Annotated in this window: 13 protein-coding genes; 9 read left to right on the plus strand and 4 right to left on the minus strand. The window is 63.3% G+C overall.

Annotated features, from left to right (window positions below):
* The 3 genes from AC1DYJ_RS28690 to AC1DYJ_RS28700 form a co-directional block, all read left to right on the plus strand.
* Positions 1–2,641, plus strand: a 2,641-nt coding sequence (locus tag AC1DYJ_RS28690) for a DUF5801 repeats-in-toxin domain-containing protein (protein WP_477426323.1), incomplete at its 5' end; no start/stop codon positions are given.
* 80 nt (positions 2,642–2,721) lie between these two features.
* Entirely contained in the window at positions 2,722–4,545 is a 1,824-nt protein-coding gene (locus tag AC1DYJ_RS28695; RefSeq protein WP_477287492.1) for a type I secretion system permease/ATPase, read from the plus strand.
* Positions 4,542–5,891 carry an HlyD family type I secretion periplasmic adaptor subunit gene (locus tag AC1DYJ_RS28700; RefSeq protein ID WP_477287287.1) on the plus strand — a complete coding sequence of 450 codons (1,350 nt, stop codon included), beginning with the start codon at positions 4,542–4,544 and terminating at the stop codon, positions 5,889–5,891. The genes AC1DYJ_RS28695 and AC1DYJ_RS28700 overlap by 4 nt, the downstream gene beginning before the upstream one ends.
* Here AC1DYJ_RS28700 and AC1DYJ_RS28705 read toward each other — a convergent pair whose 3' ends face one another.
* Entirely contained in the window at positions 5,892–6,539 is a 648-nt protein-coding gene (locus tag AC1DYJ_RS28705) for a ThuA domain-containing protein (RefSeq protein ID WP_477287289.1), read from the minus strand.
* Between the two features lie 243 nt (positions 6,540–6,782).
* Here AC1DYJ_RS28705 and AC1DYJ_RS28710 point away from each other — a divergent pair, with 243 nt between their 5' ends.
* Positions 6,783–7,439 (plus strand): YjbE family putative metal transport protein, encoded by a 657-nt coding sequence (locus AC1DYJ_RS28710; protein ID WP_477287291.1) that lies wholly within the window; start codon positions 6,783–6,785, stop codon positions 7,437–7,439.
* A gap of 13 nt (positions 7,440–7,452) precedes the next feature.
* Here AC1DYJ_RS28710 and AC1DYJ_RS28715 read toward each other — a convergent pair whose 3' ends face one another.
* Complete coding sequence (locus tag AC1DYJ_RS28715; RefSeq protein ID WP_477287293.1) at positions 7,453–8,838, minus strand: FAD-binding oxidoreductase; 1,386 nt, start codon at positions 8,836–8,838, stop codon at positions 7,453–7,455.
* 227 nt (positions 8,839–9,065) lie between these two features.
* Here AC1DYJ_RS28715 and AC1DYJ_RS28720 point away from each other — a divergent pair, with 227 nt between their 5' ends.
* On the plus strand, positions 9,066–10,109 hold the full coding sequence (locus AC1DYJ_RS28720; RefSeq protein ID WP_477287295.1) for a LacI family DNA-binding transcriptional regulator: 1,044 nt from the start codon (positions 9,066–9,068) through the stop codon (positions 10,107–10,109).
* Between the two features lie 84 nt (positions 10,110–10,193).
* Here AC1DYJ_RS28720 and AC1DYJ_RS28725 read toward each other — a convergent pair whose 3' ends face one another.
* The gene (locus AC1DYJ_RS28725) at positions 10,194–11,345 is read right to left on the minus strand and encodes a Gfo/Idh/MocA family protein (protein WP_477287297.1); all 1,152 of its coding nucleotides are present in this window, start codon (positions 11,343–11,345) and stop codon (positions 10,194–10,196) included.
* A gap of 267 nt (positions 11,346–11,612) precedes the next feature.
* Positions 11,613–12,374, minus strand: coding sequence for a DeoR/GlpR family DNA-binding transcription regulator (locus tag AC1DYJ_RS28730; RefSeq protein WP_477287299.1), 762 nt, complete (start codon positions 12,372–12,374; stop codon positions 11,613–11,615).
* A gap of 162 nt (positions 12,375–12,536) precedes the next feature.
* Between AC1DYJ_RS28730 and AC1DYJ_RS28735 the strand changes: the two genes are divergently transcribed.
* The 4 genes from AC1DYJ_RS28735 (at position 12,537) to AC1DYJ_RS28750 (ending at position 16,894) form a co-directional block, all read left to right on the plus strand.
* Positions 12,537–13,337 carry an aldolase gene (locus tag AC1DYJ_RS28735; RefSeq protein WP_477287301.1) on the plus strand — a complete coding sequence of 267 codons (801 nt, stop codon included), beginning with the start codon at positions 12,537–12,539 and terminating at the stop codon, positions 13,335–13,337.
* 3 nt (positions 13,338–13,340) lie between these two features.
* On the plus strand, positions 13,341–14,291 hold the full coding sequence (locus AC1DYJ_RS28740; RefSeq protein ID WP_477287303.1) for a PfkB family carbohydrate kinase: 951 nt from the start codon (positions 13,341–13,343) through the stop codon (positions 14,289–14,291).
* 90 nt (positions 14,292–14,381) lie between these two features.
* A complete protein-coding gene (locus AC1DYJ_RS28745; protein ID WP_477287305.1) occupies positions 14,382–15,527 on the plus strand; it encodes an ABC transporter ATP-binding protein in 1,146 nt (381 codons plus the stop codon).
* A 122-nt stretch (positions 15,528–15,649) separates the two neighbouring features.
* Entirely contained in the window at positions 15,650–16,894 is a 1,245-nt protein-coding gene (locus AC1DYJ_RS28750) for an ABC transporter substrate-binding protein (RefSeq protein WP_477287307.1), read from the plus strand.
* Positions 16,895–17,009: the final 115 nt, after the last annotated feature.

Below are 17,009 nucleotides of genomic sequence, written 5' to 3' on the forward strand. Positions count from 1 at the left end.
CTTCAGCTCGGCCTTCGGCGCCGACGGCGCCGGCACGCTGACCTATGCGCTCGGCATAACGGCGGGCGCGACCGGCCTCGTCGACACCGCGACCAATGAGGCGGTTGTCCTCTCGCTCACTGGCGGCGTCGTTGAAGGCCGCACCGCCACCACCAACCTCCTCGTGTTCACCGTCTCCGTCAGCGCTGGGGGCAGCGTCACCCTCGATCAGATCCGGGCGGTGGTCCACCCGACAGCCGACCCCGATGAAAGCAAGACCCTGGCCGCCGACACTCTGGTCCAGCTCACCGCGACCATCACCGACAAGGACGGCGACCACCAGGCGGCCACCCTCAACATCGGCCAGAACCTCAACTTCAAGGACGACGGTCCGAACATCTCCACCACCGGCGTCGAGCCGACGCTGACCGTCGACGAGACGGTTCTTGCGACCAACGACACCAAGAGCTTCGCCGCAAACTTCAGCTCGGCCTTCGGCGCCGACGGCGCCGGCACGCTGACCTATGCGCTCGGCATAACGGCGGGCGCGACCGGCCTCGTCGACACCGCGACCAATGAGGCGGTTGTCCTCTCGCTCACTGGCGGCGTCGTTGAAGGCCGCACCGCCACCACCAACCTCCTCGTGTTCACCGTCTCCGTCAGCGCTGGGGGCAGCGTCACCCTCGATCAAATCCGGGCGGTGGTCCATCCGACAGCCGACCCCGATGAAAACAAGACTCTCTCCGCCGACACTCTGGTCCAGCTCACCGCGACCATCACCGACAAGGACGGCGACCACCAGGCGGCCACCCTCAACATCGGCCAGAACCTCAACTTTAGGGATGACGGGCCGTCGATCTCCACCACCGGCACGGAGCCGACGCTGACCGTCGACGAAACTGTGCTAGGCCCCGACGCTACGCAGAGTTTCTCGGCCAACTTCAGCCCGGTGTTCGGCGCCGACGGCGCCGGCACGGTGACCTATGCGCTGACCTTCAATGCCGGCGTAACCGGGCTCGTCGATACGCTGACCGGTGAGGCGGTCGTGCTGTCGCTCAATGGTGTCGTCCTCGAGGGCCGCACCGCCACCACCAACGCCCTCGTCTTCACGGCCTCCGTCAATTCGGCGGGCAGTGTCACCCTCGACCAGCTCCGGGCGGTGGTGCATCCGAACGCCAGCGACCCGGACGACACCAAGACTCTCTCCGCCGACAGCCTGGTCCAGCTCACCGCGACAGTCACCGACAAGGACGGCGACCACCAGTCGGCCACCCTCAACATCGGCACGAACCTCATCTTCAAGGACGACGGGCCGACGATCACGGTGCCCTTCGACGGTGACCCCATTGCCGGAGGTATCCAGAACGAGACTCTGGCCAACACGGTCAACGCAACGGGCACGGGAGCATTTGGGTACGACATCGGTGCGGATGCTCGCCCGAACGCATTCTACGACGCCACGCACTCTGACTTCGTCGACCAGAATGGAGCGCTTGCCGGTGTCCAGATCGGGCTCACCGGCACGGTCGACAACCCACAGAACCCGAACATCACCAATGCGGTGGCAACCCTCACGGCTGAAACCAATACATCCGCGTCGTTCAACTTCTCGTTCCATTACGACGCGGATCCGATCACGGCTGGCGTGCAGGACTCTACGGCGGGCGGTACCCTGGTCTTCGACAAGGCTGCCGACACCTACACCTTCACCCTGACCGACGTGATCGAAGGGTTCAGCTTCGACGTGCTGCACACCGCCGGGTTGGTCGCCAAGGAACCCACCGGCAACACCGGACACCCGCTGATCGTGGCGGAGCAGCTGACGCCGAACGGCGATCCGGATCCGTTCTTCGTGCAGTTCACCGCGAACTCGAAAACCAGCTCCATCGGGTTTGGCTTCAACTCTACCGGCGACGGAGCGGTCGCCGCCGGCCCGGACACTGCGTTCACGCAGGGTGCCCACGACATGATCACCAACCTCAACGAAGACTGGGTGTCTGCAACCCAGGCGACAAACGGGGTCGCCGGCGATACCATCCAGAAGGGTGAAGCCCTGACCTTGCGCTTCTTCCAGGAGAACATCCTCGGCGATGTCAACCCGGGTGCCCCCGGTGGTGGCACCGAGAAGCTTGACCCAACCGCGAAGGCCAGTGGTGTCGTTGTCAAGTTCGACGGCATCGGCAACAGCGAAGACCTGATCCTGATCCTCGACCTGAAGGATGCCAACGGGAACGAGGTGACGAGGGCGGTCAACGTGCAGAACTCGGACCTGATCAAAGGCAACGCCAATATTCCCGCCCCGTACAACACCGAGTTCACACTCGATAACAACGATGCCTTGCTCATCCTCGAACAGAACGACTACACGGTCGCCGGCGAGACCTACCAGATCCAGGGCATCCAGATCATGCAGAGCGCCAATGGGTTGACGGGCAACGCCATCAACCTGAATGGCGCCATCGGAGCCAATGGCGGCAGCAGTGCCACCAGCAACCTGACGGCTTGGGACCCGACCGACAACGATGTCCTGAAGATCGTGGACATCGGGTTTGTGCAGCAGACCAGTGGGACGATCGACGCCCACCTCAACTTCGCCTTCGAGGTGGCGGACGCGGACGCGGACCAGACAGCGACGCAGCACATACTTGTCGACGTAGCCTGACACTTGACCAACGGGGGCAGCAGCCATTGCTGCCCCCGTACCGCTCCCGCGATCTGTTGCACGGAGATGTCGTCCCGATGATGAAAAACAGACAACAGCCGCCTGCCCTGCAGGTGGTGATGAAAGAGGCCAGACGCGCCATCCGGCCGCTTATCTGGTTCAGCGGCGGCATCAACGTGCTGATGCTGACCGGGGCGCTCTATATGCTGCAGGTCTACCACCGCGTGTTGTCCAGCCACAGCCTGGAGACACTGGTGATGCTGTCGCTGATGGCGGCAGGGGCACTCGCGGCAATGGCGGGACTGGAGGTGGTGCGCGGGCGCCTGCTGGCGACCGTCGGATCGTGGATGAACGCGCGGCTGGCACCGGTTCTCCTGACGGCATCGGTGGAATATGCCGCCTCGGCGCCTGGTCAGGCCAACGCCCGGCCGCTGCGCGACCTGGATCAGGTCCGGAATTTCTTCACCAGCCCGAGCATCTTCCCGATCCTCGACGCGCCTTGGGCGCCGTTGTTTTTCGCCGCCATTTTCGTCATGCACCCCTGGCTGGGCTGGCTGGCGCTGTGCGGCGGAATCGTCCTGTTCGCATTGGCGTTGCTCAACGAATACCTCACGCGCAAGCCGTTGACCGAGGCCGCAAGCGCCCAGTCGCGGGCATACGCGCAGGCCGAGGCGGCGATCCGCAACGCCGAGGTCGTACAGGCGATGGGCATGTTGAAGCCACTGATGGAGGGCTGGAAGGCGCAGCAGGACGAGGCAAACAAAGGACAGGTTCTTGCCGCCAACCGTGGCGGCGTCATCGCTGCCATCGCGCGTTGTCACCGGCTGGCCCTGCAGATGGCCATACTGGGTCTTGGTGCCTATCTGGTCCTTCGCAACGAGGCTTCACCTGGTATCATGATCTCCGCCTCGATCCTGATGGGTCGCGCATTGTCGCCGGTCGAGCAGGCGATCGGCACATGGAAGGCGACGGTCGGAGCGCGTGCCGCTTACAAGCGCCTCACCGCGGTCGCCGGGCAGCACCGGGAGGCCACAGCGGTTATGCCGCTGCCACGACCGAAAGGCAGGTTCGAGGCCGACAACCTTGTGCTGGCCCGCCAGGGTGGCGAGCCCATCCTGAAAGGGATCAGCTTCCGGCTCAATCCGGGTGAGGCAATGGCGTTGATCGGCCCGAGCGGGGCCGGCAAGACAAGCCTGGCGCGCATACTGGCGGGCGCCTGGCGGCCGTCCGGGGGGCGTGCGCTGCTGGACGGCATGGACGTTGCCCAATGGGCGGCGGAGGATCGGGGTCACCATGTCGGTTACCTGCCGCAGGACATCGAACTCTTCGCCGGTACCGTCGCCGAAAACATCTGCCGCTTCGCGACACTCAATCCGGCGGCCTTCAACAACGTGGTCAAGGCCGCGCAGTTGGCGGGCGTTCACGAACTGATCAAGGGGCTGCCGAAGGGTTACGCCACCGAGATCGGCGAATCCGGTGCGGTGCTGTCAGGCGGGCAGCGCCAGCGCATCGGCCTGGCGCGGGCACTTTACGGCGATCCGCCGCTCATCATCCTGGACGAGCCCAATTCCAACCTCGACCGCGAAGGTGAGGACGCATTGATCGCAGCGCTTGGCGCGGTCAAGGCAGCGGGCGCGACGGTTATCCTGATAGCGCACCGACCAAACATCATGGAGAAAGTTGACAAGATACTGGTGCTCAACCGGGGCCAGCAAGACCTCTACGGTTCGCGCGACCATGTCTTCAACGAACTCGCCGCGCGCATCCGCCAGGTCAATCAAATACCGGCGACCCCGGCGCCAGAGATCTCCACCACCGTGATCGGCGTCAGCAATGGTCCAATTCCCTCATCAAAGCGTACGTCGCGTCCATTGGGCACGACTGTCGTGGCGAACCAGGCATGAAAACGAGAACCGATATGAACGTCGTGCCGTTACCCGTCCCGCCGCCCTCCCTGATGGAACCGGTACCCTTGCATCTTGCGGGCGTCACATGCACCGGTTTCGCGATCATGGTCCTGTTCTTCGGCGTCGCCGGGGGTTGGGCGGCGCTGGCGCCATTGGACAGCGCCGCCGTGGCGCCTGGCGTTGTCAAGGTCGCCGGCGATCGCAAGCTCATCCAGCACCTCGAGGGCGGCATCATCGCGGAGCTGAACGCCGCCAACGGTGATATCGTCGAGGCCGGCAAGGTCCTCGTCCGGCTCGACGACACACAGGCAAGGGCGCAGCTTGACCTGATCCAGAACCGGATAGCGACGCGTGACGCGTTGGCCGCGCGGCTGCGGGCCGAGCGTGACGACAGGGCCGAGATCGCGTTTGACCCGGTGTTGCTCGCAAACCCCGCCACAGCGGCAAAGGACGCGGTGGCCGCGCAGCGTGACGTGTTCGCGGCGAAGCACCACAATCTGAAGGACGAGCGGGAAATTCTCAGCCAGCGCCGTCAGCAGACCGAGGAAGAGATAACGGGACTGGAGCAGCTTATCGTCACCAAGGACAAGCAGATCGAGGCTATCGAGGGGGAAACCAAAGACCTTGAGAGGCTACTCAAAAAGGGGCTGACCACCCGCGAGCGGAACCTGTTGCTCAGACGACAACAGCAGGAGCTCGAGGGCGAGCGCGCCACCAACATCGCCGCAATCGCTCGTGCCAGAAGCGCCATGGCCGAGATCGACATGCAAATCCTGAACCTCGGCACTGTACGGCTGAATGAGGCCGTCGATGAGTTGACCAAGGTCGAGGCGGAGTTGTTTGACCTCAGACAGGGGGAGCGCGCCGCCAGGGACGTGCTTACCCGCACCGATGTCGTCGCACCGGTTGACGGCATCGTCATGGATCTGAAGGTCCACACGGCGGGCGGTGTCGTGAAACCCGGCGAGACGTTGATGACAGTCGTGCCGCTCGGGCAACAACTCGTGGTCGAGGCCATGGTCAAACCAGAGGATGTCGAGACGATCACCGCCGGTCAGCCCGCGCGCGTCAGCTTCCCGGCCTTCGCACGCTACAACCTGCCGCCGCTCGACGGCGTCGTGGAGATCGTGTCGGCCGACCGCATGGTGGACGAGCGCAGCGGGGCACCGTATTTCGCCGCGACCGTGTTGATCGACGAGAGCGAGCTCGCCAAGCTGGAAGGCCGCAAGCTGCTGCCCGGTATGTCGAGCGAGGCGATGATCCGGACGGGTGCTCGCACCGTGCTTGCGTACCTCGCCGAGCCGATCACGCAGAACTTCCGCCGGGCAATGCGGGAAAAATAGTCAGGCCGCTCTGCTGGCCCACAACGCCCCGCGCTCGAAGATGGTGCGCATTTGCGGCACGGAAAACTCATCCGCCGTGTGGCCGAGCGCGCTGAAGAAGACGCGGCCCTTGCCATAGCGGCGCTTCCAGACCACAGGCATGACGACGCCGTCGACGAAGTCGAGATGCTCGCCGCCAAACGTCGTCGTCGCCAGCACTTCGTTGCTCGGGTCGACATGCATGTAGTATTGCTCGGAATGGTAGGCGAAGCTGTCGATGCCCCTGACGATCGGATCGTCGCTGGTGATGTCGACACGGTAGTCGATGATGTCGCCGGGATGGGCGACCCATTGGCCGCCGGTCATGAAGTGATAATTCGTCTCGTTGCGGAAGCTGTCGCCCATGGTGCCGTGGAAGCCGGCAAGGCCGGATCCGCCGTTGACGGCGGCCACGAGGTTCTGCAACTCCGGCTTTTCGATCGTCGACATGGTGACCACCGGGACGATCAGATCGACTTTCGAAAGCTGCGGGTCGGCAAGCGCGGAGGTGCCCTCTTCTATCCGCACCTCGAAGCCATGCCCGGTCAATATCTCGCCGACGACAGCCGCGCTGCGGGCCGGCGTGTGACCTTCCCAGCCACCCCAGAAAATCAATGCCGTCTTGCCCATGCTCGTCTCTCCTTTGGTCGGCAATATTGATAGGCAAGCGAAACGCTTTTGTCTTCCCTTCCACGAGGGCCATTTCTGGTCGGGAAATCACGATCTGGCGATGAATTCCGTGGATGAGGAACGATTGGCCGCGCCTGGCGTCTTGTTTCAAGGCCGGGCTGCACTCAAATCAGCTGTCTTCATATTGCGCAGACATCGGTCCGACCCGCCGCACCACGGGAACGCCTTTGGGGAGACCGCCCTATGAGCTTCGCCCACACGACCGTCGCCGCCTATCTGGAAGTCATCACCATCAACCTCGTGCTGTCGGGCGACAATGTCGTGGTGATCGGCATGGCGGCTGCAGGCCTGGCCAAAGCGTTGCGGCAGAAGGCGATCGTGGCCGGCATCGCCGCGGCCGCGGTGATCCGCGTCGTCTTTGCCGTGATCGCGGTGCAGCTGCTGGAAATCCCTGGGATCATGCTGGTCGGCGGCATGCTTTTGTTCTGGGTGTGCTGGAACATGTTCCAGGAATTGCGGTCAGCCGGCGGCGATGAAGACAGCGATGCCGACGCTGACCCTGCCGCGACTACGCTTGCGGCGGTGCGGCCGGCCAAGGCGTTGCGCACGGCGATCCTGCAGATCGTGGTCGCCGACGTCTCGATGTCGCTGGACAATGTGCTGGCCGTGGCGGGCGCCGCCGCCCATGACATGAATGCGCTGGTGTTCGGCCTCATCCTGTCGGTGGTGCTGATGGCGGCCGCCTCGACATTGGTGGCGGCGCTGCTTGCCAGATACCGCTGGATCGGATGGCTCGGCCTGGCGATCATCGTCTATGTCGCCGGCAACATGATGCTGGACGGCGTCGAGCAGGTGAGAACGGTCGACTACCACGCGCTGCTTTCGCCGGCTGCGAGCTAGACCGTGCTGACGATCAGGCGATGTCGAAAATCCGTCCGGGGTTGAGGATGTTGTGCGGATCGAACGCCGCCTTGAGGCGGCGCATGGCCGATATTTCGGCGTCGCTGCGCACGAGGTTCAGCCATTTCTTCTTGTCGAGGCCGATGCCGTGTTCGGCCGAGACGGAGCCACCGCATGCGGCCACGCCGCGATAGATGATCTCATAGGCGGCCGCCGGCTCCCTGGTGTCGACCTGATAGTGCAGATTGCCGTCGCCAAGGTGGCCGAAGACGTAGATCTCGGCGCTGCCGTCCCTGGCGCGGATCGCCGCTTCGGCGTCGCGCAGGAAAGTTGCCATCGTTGTCAGCGGAATGGAGATGTCGACGCCGATCAGGCCTTCGATCGCAAACAGGAAGCGGTTGGCCTCCTCGCGCACGTCCCAAAGCGCGCGGAATTCGCGCGGCGACTGCGAGACGACCACGTCGTCGACGATGCCGTCCTCGACAGCCTGCATCAGCACCGCCGCGAAACGCTCGCCGTCCAGTTCGGTTTGGTTGCCCTGGATCTCGGCCAGGACATAGACGGGCGCGCCGGCAGGCAGCGGCGCCGGCGCGGCCATGCCGGCAATCATGGCGCCGTAGAGCGGCGAGAAATTCACCTCATAGGCCGACAGCAAGGGACCGAGGCGCTGCTTGAGCAGCCCGAGCAGCGCAATGGCCGCATCCAGGGAACCAAGCGCGCAGAAGGCGGCGACCTCGGTGGCCGGCTTCGGGTGCAGCCGCAGGCAGGCGCGCGTGACCACGCCGAGCGTGCCTTCGCTGCCAATGAACAGCTGGTTGAGATCGTATCCTGAATTGTCCTTGGCCAGCCCGCGCAGGGAGGTCAGGATCGATCCGTCGGCAAGCACCGCCTCCAGCCCGAGAACCTGGGCGCGGTACATGCCGTAGCGCAGCACGCGGATGCCACCGGCATTGGTGGCGATGTTGCCGCCGACCGTCGCCGTGCCGCGCGCGCCGATGTCGACGCCGAACATCAGGCCGGCCGCATCGGCGGCTTCCTGCACCAGTTGCAGCGGCGCGCCGGCTTCGGCGATGATGGTTGCCGCCTGGCGGTCGAGAGCCTCGACCGCGGTCATGCGCTCCAGCGACAGCACCGCTTCCCCCGGCTGCACGCGCGCGGCGCCGGCCAGTCCGGTGCGGCCGCCATGGACGACCAGCTTCTGGCCAAAGCCGCCGCACAGGCGCAGGATTTCGGCGACTTCGCCGGCGCTGCGCGGACGCAAGAGAAGTTCGGGCCGGCCTCCGCCCTTGCCGGAGAGATCGTCGCCATAGCGCGGATCGACGGCATCTCCGGTGACAATCGCGGCGGCGTCGAGCGACTGACAAAGCTGGGAAAGAAGCTGATCGATCTGTTGTGTCACGGTGCCTGGACCATTTCAGTGCTGATGTGACCCGGGACTTTGATGCGGGACAATTTTCTCGTCAATTGATTAAATTTACGCACGGTATAATTTGTCATTACGCGTTGAAACCACTGACGTTTCCTGTAAATTTCGCCTGAGGTTGCCTGGCGCCGCGCCGGCTCCAGGACCGTGGGCAGCGCCAAGGGATGACCGAAGGTTCTGGCGCCCGCCAGGCGAGGGATTGAATGCCTATGACGCACAAGACGATGGAGGATTTCGCCCGCTCCTGCGGCGTCTCCAGGCCGACGCTGTCGAAATATTTCGACGATCCGACCAGCGTCAAACCGGCGACGCGCAAGCGCATCGAAGAGGCGCTGCGCTCGTCCGACTACCAGCCCAATCTGTTTGCCCGCAACCTGAACCGCAAGCGTACCCGCAGCATCGGCATCGTCGTGCCGACGGTGGCCGATCCCTTCTATTCCGAGATGGTTAGCCGCATCGAGCTCAGGCTGCGCGACGAAGGCTACTGGCCGGTCGTCATTTCCTCGCACGGTTCGCGCGAGCTCGAAGTCGAGGCGACGCGCACCATCCTGTCGCTGAAAGTCTCCGGCGCGCTGATTGCGCCGCTCGGCTTTCGCTCGGACCGCAGCACGCTGGAGAAGCTGACGCAGACAATGCCGGTCGTCTATTTCGACACCTATCTCGAAGGCAGCGCGCCCTTCGTCGGCAACAACAACGCCCAGAGCGTCTCGACCATCGTCGACTATCTCTGCCGCTCCGGCGACGCGCCGGTCTATTTCGATATCCCGCACGTCAACCACAATTCGCCGGAGCGGCTGAACAGCTATCTCGGCGCCATGCAGCGGCTGGGCCAGGAGCCGGTCGTCATCGGCAATACGAGCGACTACACATGGGATTTCGAGCGCATCGGCTATGAGCAGATGGAACAGATGCTTGGAGCTGGCGGCCAGCCGGGCAAGACCGGGGGTCTGCCGGGCAAGACCATACTGTGCGCCAATGACCGCCTGGCCTTCGGCGTGATGGCGGCCGCCTTCGCGCAGGGCAAGAAGGTGGGGCGCAAGGCCGATTGCGACCTGCGCGTCGCCGCTCATGACGACCATCCGCTGAGCCGCTACACCTGCCCCGCTCTGACCACCATCGCACAGGATTTTGCCGCCATGGCGGGGCGCAGCGTCGAGACGTTGCTCGCCCTGCTCAACGAAGACACTGCGAGCGTCGCGCCGAAGGTCAGCCTCGACGCCGCCTTGGTGATGCGTCAGTCGGCCTGAACATTTTCAAAGGCGGGATCGAAGCCGCGCCATGCGGCGATCGCGATGATGGCGTTAGCGGCGATGTCGTCACGGACGAACCTTCTATCGGGCAAGCAGGGTTGCCGCTTCCTCCTCGCCAAGCAAAGGCGGCTGGTCGACCGTGCCGTTGACGGCAACCGAGCCCCGGCTTTCGCCCGAAGCCAGGATCGCCTCCATGATCTCCAGCACATGCAGCGCCAGCTCGCCCGAAGCGCGCGGCTTTCTGCCGGTGGCCAGCGCGCGCGCCAGATCGGCAACGCCGAGCATGCGGTAGTTGGCGCGATCGGGCGCGGCATAGGGCCAGTTGCGGGCGCCGTAGAGTTCGCTTTCGCTGGCGAAATCGGCCCAGTCTGTGCCACGCGCCGACAGCGAGACGGTGCCGCCGAACGTGTCTGGGTCAGGCAACCTCAGCGAGCCTTCGGTGCCGTGTAGTTCGATCGGATGGTTGGAGTGTTTGAACACATCCCAGGAGGCGCCGAAGGTGACGGTGGCGCCGGAGCGAAACTCGAGCAGCGACAATATGTTGGTGGGCGTGCCGACCTTGAAGGTCGTGTTCTTGAATGGACCCTCGGCGGTGATCAGCCGCTCCTCCTGGCCGCGCGTCGCCATTGCCATGACGCGCTCGATCGGGCCGAGCAGATTGACCAGCATGGTCAGGTAGTAGGGGCCCATGTCGAAGACCGGGCCGCCGCCGGGCTGGTAATAGAATTGCGGATTTGGATGCCAATGCTCCATGCCGCGCCCCATCATGAAGGCAGTGCCGGTCACCGGTTTGCCGATGGCGCCGTCATCCATCAGCCGGCGTGCCCGCCGGCCGGCAGCACCGAGGAAGGTATCCGGCGCCGAGCCGATCAGCAGCCCGCGCTTTGCCGCTTCGGCGACAAGGCGGCGGCCGTCCGCGGCCGAGGTCGCCAGCGGCTTTTCTGTGAAGACATGCTTGCCCGCCGAAAGCGCCGAAAACGAGACATCGAAATGCGCCGACGGGATGGTCAGGTTGAGCACAAGGTCGATCTCGGGATCGGCCAGCAGCGCATCGACGCTGACCGCCCGGATGCCGTATTCGCGGCCGCGCAGCGCCGCCAGCTCGGTGGAAATATCGGCGCAGGCACGCAGCTCGACCTCGCCGAAAAGTGCTGCATTGCGCAGATAGGTCATCGAGATGTTGCCGCATCCGACAACCCCGATACCGAGCTTGATCTTTGATTTTGCTTGCATTTTCGGTCTCACCTCGCAACGCCATCATACACTGGCTGTCCCGTTGCACCAGCAGCCGGCTCCGTTCGAAAACCGCTATACCGTATTTTAAAAGTTGACGCGCGTAAAATTTTTATAGAACATGTGGGAAAGCTGGCGAGACATTGGGAGGCTGCCAGCCCGGGAGGAGAAAATGACTGGTATGAAAGAACGGCCGACCGCCAGCTCGAAGCCCGTGGGTCATGCGCGCATTGGATCTTTCCGTCGCGGTCAGCGACCGAGACGGGTTCAGGCGTAGATCACCTTGGCCCCGGTCTTCTCGAGCTCTCTGCGTATTGGACCGGGCAGGCCGTCGTCGGTGATCACCACGTCGACGGCCGACAGCGAAAATGCCTTGGAGGTCCCGCTGACGCCCCATTTGCTCGAATCGGCGAGGAGGACAACGCGCCGGGCCATGCGAACGAGGATTCGCTTCGTTCGCGCCATGTCTTCGTTCACGTCGACCACATCCAGTGACGAGTCTATCGCATGCGCTCCAACAAAGACCTGATGCGCGACCAAGCCGCCGAGAGCCGTATCGGCATCGGTGATCAGCGTGCTCACCGTGTCGGGATAGACCCGGCCGCCGATCATATGAACATCGAGCCCGGGACGATGCATAAGATGCTGCACGATATTCATGGCCGTGGCCGCGACCACGACATTGCTGAGCGGCGGTAGCTGCATGGCAACCTGCATCAAAGTCGAGCCGCCGTCGAAGATGACCGATTGGTTGTCCTCGAACAGCTCTACCGCCGCCCGGGCGATGCGCTTCTTTGCCTCGAGGTTCGTTTGCATCCGCCGGGCGAACGCGGCCGAGGTCGAATCGGTGGTCCGGGTCACCGCCCCTCCACGGGTCTTGGTCAGCAGTCCTTTGCGGTCCAGTATCTCGAGGTCGGAACGCACCGTGACTTCCGACACGCCAAACTCGTCCGACAGGTCCTTGATGCGAACCTGTCCGCTGCGCTGCACCTCACCCAGGATCGATTGGCGTCTTTGCTCCGACAACATTGCCCTGCCCTTGCCTCCTTGCGCCAAGCAACCGCTTTGGCCTCGGCTCACCTTACCAAAAATAGGCGATTTCGAAAGATTTCGAAAGATTGTTTTTCGTGTTTCTTTCGGAAACACTGGATTCAGGGTTTTGAAATCAAACGATAAGGGAATTTTGCACTCATGAGCCTGGGAACCAAAGTGCGTCTGGCGCGCCTCTTCTCGCATCCATCGGGGAACCTTTTTGGCGGCGCGGTCGACCATTTCGTCGGCTATGGCGACGTGCGCAAAGGCGGCCTTGCCGACCTGCCCGGTGCGCTTGCACGTGTCATGGCGGGCAAGCCCGACTATGTCAGCATCCAGCCTGGCACCGCGCGCCATCTGTGGCCGCAATATGCGGGCAGAGCTTCCCTGGTGATTCAGGCGGGCTGCTTCACTCCCGACGATCGCATCAGCGAGTTGATCGCAACGCCCGAGGACGCGGTGCGCGCGGGCGCCGATGCGTTGGCCGTTGCCATTCCGGTGCGCGGCGCGACCGAGGGCAAATACATACGCTGGCTGACCGATTCGGTGAATGCGGCGGCCCGCTACGGCATGCCCGTGGTGGCGCATATCTACCCTCGCGATTTCACCGACGGCGTAAAAATCGTCTTCACTCCCGACGAGATCGCCTATGCGGCGCGCATCGGCTACGAGTCCGGCGTCGACGTGATCAAGATCGGCTACACGGGAGATTTCGAGTCGTTCCGAGAGACCGTCCGGACCTGCCCGGTGCCGGTTGTGATCGCGGGTGGCCCCAAAACCGATACGCTGCTCGGCGCGCTTCAGCAGACGGCGGACGCCATCCGTGCCGGCGCACGCGGCGCCGTGGTCGGCCGCAATCTCTGGGGGCATGGCGATCCGCAGAAAGCAGCGCTTGCCTTCCGGGGCGTCATCCATGACGGCCTTTCGGCGCAAGACGCCCTGGCGAAGGCGGGTGCCTGAACGATGCCGACCGTCCCTTCAATCCTCGGCTTCGGCGCGATCGCGATAGACGACATCGTCTATGTCGATCAGCCGTTGTCGGCGGGCAAGGGGAAGGTTCTGCAAAGCGCCCGAGCCTTCGGGGGAAATGTCGCGACGGCGCTGGTCGCCGTCGCGCGGCTCGGCGGAAGCGCCGGGTTCATCGGATGGCTGGGCAGTGCCGCGGACGACGCCATGCAGCTCGATCTCGTGGCGAGCGGTATTGAAACCGCATTCGCGCCGCGCCATCCCGACGCGCGCCCGGTGCGCTCGCGGATCACCGTCGGCTCGGACGGGGAGCGCTTCATTGCGTATGACGACGATGCGATGCTGGGCACCGCGCCGGACTTTCCGGACGATATCCTAAGCCGCGCGACCGTCCTGATCGTCGATGGCTATGCGATCCGGTCGCTGGATGTCGTGGCTCGGGCTCGCGATCTCGGCCTGGCGATCCTCGGCGATATCGAATGGAGCAGCGGCGCAGCCACGGAGCGGCTGATGGCGCTCTGCGACCATCTGATCCTTCCGCTCGGCTTTGCTCGGACGGCCACAGGGTGTCGATCGCCCGCCGAGATGCTCGATGCATTGTGGTTGCCGTCGCGGTCCGCCGTGGTTCTGACCGATGGCGGCAAGGGCGTCTATTATCGTGGACGCGACGAGACAGGGCTTTGGCACCTGCCCCCGCACCGGGTTGTCGTCGTCGACTCGACCGGCGCCGGTGACTGCTTTCATGGCGCCTATGCCCATGCGTTGACGCGCGGAGCCGATACCGCCGGGCGGGTGGCATTCGCTGCAGCGGCGGCGGCCCTTTCGATAACGGGGCGTGGCGGGCGCGAGGCGCTTCCGACCGCAGACCAGGTCACGGAACTCCTGGCGTCGACGAACGCGCCGTCGGCAGTCGAACTGAAATATGCGCAACTCGATACCGGAACATAGCCCGACCCATCCGAGGATATATTTCGCAGGTGAACATAAGCCGAGGACAACCATAAAAATCAGTGGCTTAGACTTGTGGAGGAGAGGAATATGGCAGAAGTCGTTCTTGAGAATATCTGCAAGACATACGGGAACAATTTTCACGCAATCGACCAATTGAACCTGTCGGTCAGGGACGGCGAGTTCTTGATTCTCGTCGGGCCTTCCGGCTGCGGCAAATCCACAGCGTTGCGGATGATCGCGGGATTGGAGGACATCACCAGCGGCAGCCTTCGGATCGGCGGTACCGACGTCGTCGACATGCCGCCCAAGGACCGCGACATCGCGATGGTCTTCCAGAGCTACGCGCTCTACCCGCATATGACGGTGTTCGAAAACATCGCCTTTTCGATGCGGCTGGCAGGCAAGCCAAAGGCCGAACGCAAGAAGCGCGTGGACGAGATCGCCAAAACCCTTCAGCTGACTTCTTTGCTGGACAGCAAACCCGCGAACCTTTCAGGCGGACAGCGTCAACGGGTTGCCATGGGCCGCGCCATGGTGCGTGAGCCGGCCGCCTTTCTCATGGACGAACCCCTTTCCAATCTGGATGCGAAACTGCGTGTGCAAATGCGCGCCGAAATCACCAGCCTGCAAAAGCAGCTCGGGGTCACGACCATATACGTGACCCACGACCAAATCGAAGCGATGACGATGGGGGACAGGGTCGCGGTGTTGAAAGGCGGCGTGCTGCAGCAGGTCGACACACCCAAGAGGCTCTATGAATCGCCGGTGAACGCCTTCGTTGCCGGCTTCATCGGCTCTCCTTCGATGAACCTTTTCGAGGCGACCCTGACCGGCGACGAACTGATGTCAGGCACCTTCGCCGTCCGGCTGCAGGATGCAGCCTTCGTGCGCAGGCCGGGCTTGCGGTCGTATGCGGGGCGCAAGGTCGTGTTCGGGATCCGGCCGGAGGATCTTTATGACAGCAGCCTCGAATCCGGTCGCAAGTATCAGACGATACCCGCAAAGGTGACTTCGATCGAAGAACTCGGCTCTGAACAGATCGTCCACCTGAACATCGACGCGGTCCGGGTGGACTCCGGCGATCCGGACGCGGTGGACGATTTCGGCCTGGCATCGAACGCGGTGGCCAGATTCGAGCCGATCAGCGCCGTCCGCTCCGGCTTGGAAATCCGGTTGGCCGTGGATGATGCCAAGTTCCATTTCTTCGATCCCGAAACGCATCTGGCGATCTGAAGATCTGCGGAAGACCGCGGGCGGGAGCGAGGTGCCTGCGGAAGAGACTGAAAAGAGGCTTCTGAACAAAACAGGCGATCGTCCGCATCGTGCGGTCGATCTTGAAGAAGGAGGAGAAAGTGATGTTTCGGATACAACCCGCGATGCTGAAAATGGCCGCGGCCGCATGGTTGCTTGGCGCAACCAGCGCCATGGCGGACACGACGCTGGAATTTACCCAATGGTGGGAGCCTGAATTGCCGGCCGGATCGCTCAGGGCAATCATGAATGACTTCGAGGCTGCAAACCCCGGAATCAAAGTGACGCTGGTCAGCGGCCCCTATGCGACCACGCGAGACCAGATCTCGGTTGGTGCCGCAACTGGAACGCTTAGCGACGTCGTCGGTCTCGACGGCGCATGGGTGAACAATCTGAACGCGCAGGGTGCGCTGGCCGACATGAACCCGATGATGGATGCGAGCAAGTTCGACAAAGCCCAAGTCGCGGACATCATCAAGGTGGACGGCAAGGCGGTGATGTTTCCCGTCGCTTCCTTCGTCTATCCTGTCTTCGTCAATTTGGACCTCGCCGCCCAAGCAGGCGTGACCAAGCTGCCGTCGACCCGTGCGGAGTTTCTCGAAGCCGCCAAGAAGATGACCCATGCCGACAAGAACCAGTATGGCTGGGTGCTGCCGCTGTCGCTGCAAACGCCGTCCGGCGTCCAGAACGATATGATGTCGTGGGTCTGGGCATCGGGTCAGTCGATGATGGCGGACGGCAAGCCCGCTCTCGAGGGCAAGCCCGTGGTGGACATGCTCACCTTCGTCAAATCGCTCAATGACGCGGGCACCATCTCGCCCGGCATCGCCACCAAGACCGAACAGGAAAAGGTCGAGGAATTCGTCAACGACCGGGTCGGGATGATGATCGACTCGCTCGCGCATGTGAACCTCATCCGCAAGCGCAATCCGAACTTGAACTTCGACCTCATCCCGGTCCCGGTCGTGGAGGGCTATACGGGCAAGCGCGGCCTTCCCTATGCCTCCTGGGGCATCGGTATCTCTGCTGCCTCGAAACATCAGGAAGAGGCCTGGAAACTCGTCCAGTACCTGATGAGTGAAAAGGTGAACGCCAAGCTCGTGTCGCTAGCAAACGCCTTCCCGGGCAACGTCAACGCCAAGCCCGATTTCGTGACCTCGGACAAGGCTTTTGGCAAGGCTTTTGAAATCTTCAAGACCGGTTATCTCGCCAATGAGTTCACGGGCCTGCCGGTGGCTGAAGACCTGATGACCCAGTTCGACGTGCAAGCCCAGAAGATGCTCGCCGGCGAGCAGTCTCCGGAACAGGCGGCCGCCGCCGCCCAGAAGGGCTGGATGGCGAAATTCTGATCGACCTGTTTACGATCTTCGACCGGGGGGCCTGACTTCGGCCAGGCCTCCCGGCAACAATGCACCGGCAACGCGAGTGTTTGCGAAGCTCACCTTCTCTTGAAGGCGTATCCCA

The organism is Mesorhizobium sp. P2_B11, from assembly GCF_056404855.1.

Excerpts from the sequence above, each read along its gene's own strand:
- AC1DYJ_RS28725 (WP_477287297.1), bottom strand. The coding sequence starts at position 11,345 with ATGCAAGCAAAATCAAAGATCAAGCTCGGTATCGGGGTTGTCGGATGC.
- AC1DYJ_RS28705 (WP_477287289.1), bottom strand. The coding sequence starts at position 6,539 with ATGGGCAAGACGGCATTGATTTTCTGGGGTGGCTGGGAAGGTCACACG.
- AC1DYJ_RS28710 (WP_477287291.1), top strand. The coding sequence starts at position 6,783 with ATGAGCTTCGCCCACACGACCGTCGCCGCCTATCTGGAAGTCATCACC.
- AC1DYJ_RS28730 (WP_477287299.1), bottom strand. The coding sequence starts at position 12,374 with ATGTTGTCGGAGCAAAGACGCCAATCGATCCTGGGTGAGGTGCAGCGC.
- AC1DYJ_RS28750 (WP_477287307.1), top strand. The coding sequence starts at position 15,650 with ATGTTTCGGATACAACCCGCGATGCTGAAAATGGCCGCGGCCGCATGG.
- AC1DYJ_RS28735 (WP_477287301.1), top strand. The coding sequence starts at position 12,537 with ATGAGCCTGGGAACCAAAGTGCGTCTGGCGCGCCTCTTCTCGCATCCA.
- AC1DYJ_RS28740 (WP_477287303.1), top strand. The coding sequence starts at position 13,341 with ATGCCGACCGTCCCTTCAATCCTCGGCTTCGGCGCGATCGCGATAGAC.
- AC1DYJ_RS28695 (WP_477287492.1), top strand. The coding sequence starts at position 2,722 with ATGAAAAACAGACAACAGCCGCCTGCCCTGCAGGTGGTGATGAAAGAG.
- AC1DYJ_RS28745 (WP_477287305.1), top strand. The coding sequence starts at position 14,382 with ATGGCAGAAGTCGTTCTTGAGAATATCTGCAAGACATACGGGAACAAT.
- AC1DYJ_RS28720 (WP_477287295.1), top strand. The coding sequence starts at position 9,066 with ATGCCTATGACGCACAAGACGATGGAGGATTTCGCCCGCTCCTGCGGC.
- AC1DYJ_RS28700 (WP_477287287.1), top strand. The coding sequence starts at position 4,542 with ATGAAAACGAGAACCGATATGAACGTCGTGCCGTTACCCGTCCCGCCG.